Below are 1,674 nucleotides of genomic sequence, written 5' to 3' on the forward strand. Positions count from 1 at the left end.
CTAGTTTCCGTCCATAAACGCTTCTTTTTGCGAACATTTGCAACCACTTGCCGTTCGTCGACACGTTTTTGGGAGGATGGGCAGGATCTAGGACGCTGGGATCGGCGCAAAGGGCGATGTGGGCGCAATCGCGCGCACGCTGGGAGGCCCAGTTCTGGCCGGTGCGCCGCAGTTCCGATGGTGGCTCAGCATCAGGTCGGTTTGAGACGTGCGAAGAGGACGAGATTGTAGGCTACGACCGAGGACCAGATGTAGCTCTTGAAGTGATCAAGGCCGCGCCAGGTGCAGCGCGCCAAGCCGTAAGCGCGCTTGAGGCATGAGATGTCGGCCTCGATGCCAGCACGGAAGTTGCGCAGCTTGCGGTAAACCCAATTGCTTCTAACCATGTCCTCGATCCTGAGGCCGGCCTTCTTGTGGAATGCCATGTCGCGAACGCCCAAGGTCTTGGCTGTAGCCAGATTGTCGCGACTGGCAAAGCCGCCGTCGGCCGCCGCCTGCCGCGGCGCGTGACCATAGAAGGCGATGTGGCGTTCCAGCATCGGCAGCAATCGATCGCTGTCGCGCGGATTGCCCGCCTCGATCACCAGATCGAGGATCATACCGCTCCTGCCGGTGGTCAGGTTGAGCTTATGGCCATATTCGGTGTCGCGGCTGCCTTTGACGATGATATCGGCATGGGGCTCGAACAGGCTGACCAGCTTGTCGCTGGCCGGCACCAACTCGCCGGCCAACACCCGCCGCTCACTTTGTGTGATGATTTGCTCGATCAGCGGCCGATAGTGACAGACCTGGGCCTGCCAGAGTTCGATGAGTGGGTTGGCCGCCACGGCCAATTGCGCCGTCGCCTGCCGCAGATAGGCCAAGGTGGCGTGGGTGATCCCGATCAGTTCGTGGTAGAGCAGAACACGATTGGGTCGACCGCGTGTGAACTGGATCTTGCGGGCGCGCTTCTTGGCCGCGCGGCAGTGATCGTGCCATGCCAAGCCGGCGCCGCCGGCCAAGGCATCAGCCTGCTTCAACAGGCGCACCATGATTCGGACGGCGTCCCACAGCAGGCTGCTGTCGCTCGGTTCGTGCATGAGTGCTGAAGTCACTGTGCTATCCAGCCGCACGACAGTGCCGTCTTCCAGTTTCGCCTGCCGAGCATTCGACAGCAGCGCCCGATTGATCTCTTCCCAAGTCTCGGGCCGGATCGCGCTGATCGTCTTTTGCAGCACCGACTTCTGCGGGCTCCATGACCACGGCAGCCGCGCAAAGGCTCGAAACGACGCGGAGTCCTCAAGATGGAAGGCCAGTTCTTGGTAGGTCAGTTGTCGGTATTGCTTGAGAAGCGCACAGCGCAACACCGCCTCGGCAGGTAGGCCTTGCCGTCCGGTGGCCTTGACGCCGTGCCGACCCAAATCTCGCGCCACCAAGCCAAGCAGATCGCGGCGCTCGTCCAGCCAGTGCGACATGGCCTTCAGTTCGTGGCCGATCTCGTGCGCGGCGAAAAGATCGAATATACTGGCTTGGACGGTGCGTTCTTGTCGCATTGTCGGCTCCGGCGGTTGCAGATTGTACTTTGGAATCAGTGGCATGAGACCAAAGTGTACCTGAAACCGCCGGGCCTTGCCTTCGCAAAATTACGATTTAAGCAATAAGATCAATGATTTGGCGTTTGTGGACGGAAACTAG

1 protein-coding gene is annotated in these 1,674 nt (G+C 60.3%); it reads right to left on the reverse strand.

From position 1 onward, the window contains the following. Nucleotides 1–191: 191 nt before the first annotated feature. Nucleotides 192–1,532: an ISNCY family transposase gene (locus NKH71_RS33295; protein WP_352896624.1), complete on the reverse strand. Its 1,341-nt coding sequence runs from the start codon at nt 1,530–1,532 to the stop codon at nt 192–194. Nucleotides 1,533–1,674: the final 142 nt, after the last annotated feature.

The sequence above is a fragment of the Mesorhizobium sp. M0983 genome (assembly GCF_040318975.1).
GTDB lineage: Bacteria > Pseudomonadota > Alphaproteobacteria > Rhizobiales > Rhizobiaceae > Mesorhizobium.